Annotated in this window: 2 protein-coding genes; both read left to right on the top strand. The window is 65.6% G+C overall.

Annotated elements, in window-relative coordinates:
- Positions 1–667: Mu transposase domain-containing protein (locus AC0IYH_RS28930; protein WP_471837434.1), on the top strand; the 667-nt coding region annotated here is incomplete at its 5' end.
- On the top strand, positions 657–902 hold a 246-nt coding region (locus AC0IYH_RS28925; protein ID WP_471837432.1), incomplete at its 3' end, for an ATP-binding protein. The genes AC0IYH_RS28930 and AC0IYH_RS28925, both read left to right, overlap by 11 nt.

Genomic DNA, 902 nt, shown 5'->3' with positions numbered 1-902 from the left:
CCTTCCCGGCACCGTCGCCGATATACGGGCGCAAGAAGTGCCGGACCTGATGAAACCGGGGCGCCCGTTCGACGGCTTCGTCGAGCATACCAAACGGGTGTCGCCAACCTGTCTCGTCCATTTCGACCGGAACCGCTACAGCGTCCCGGCTTCCTTCGCGAACCGGCCGGTGAGCCTGCGGATCTATCCCGACCGCATCGTCGTGGTCGCCGAGGGGCAAAGGGTGTGCGAGCACGCCCGGGTTATCGACCGGACGCACCGCGCACCGGGGCGGACCATCTACGACTGGCGACACTATCTGGCGGTGGTCCAGCGCAAGCCAGGTGCCATGCGAAACGGTGCGCCTTTTACCGAGTTGCCCGACGCCTTCCGGCAATTGCGCCAGCAACTGCTCAGGCGAACAGGCGGCGACCGGGAAATGGTCGATATCCTGGCGCTGGTGCTCCAGCACGACGAACAGGCGGTGCTGTGCGCCGTCGAACTCGCCCTTGAGGCCGGCGTCGCCACCAAGACCCACATCCTCAACATCCTGCACCGGCTGGTCGACGGCAAGACCGCCAGCGTCACGCCTATCGATGCGCCCCAGGCACTTGTCCTGCGCCGTGAGCCCCAAGCCGATGTCGGTCGATACGACACGCTGATGAAGGAGGTGCGCCATGCGTCATGACCCCGCCAGCGCCGCGGTCGTCGTCATGCTGCGCGACCTGCGGATGTACGGCATGGCTCAGGCCGTCGGCGACCTCATCGAACAGGGCGCACCTGCCTTCGATGCCGCCGTGCCCATCCTGTCCCAGCTGCTGAAAGCCGAGATGGCGGAACGCGAGGTGAGATCCATCGCCTACCAGATCAAGGCAGCGAAGCTGCCGGCGTACAAGGACCTGACCGGCTTCGATTTCACCTCC

The organism is Pseudomonas sp. AC463 (assembly GCF_979253585.1).
The sequence above is the reverse complement of the archived record's forward strand: the minus strand, read 5'-3'. Positions and strand labels throughout refer to the sequence as shown.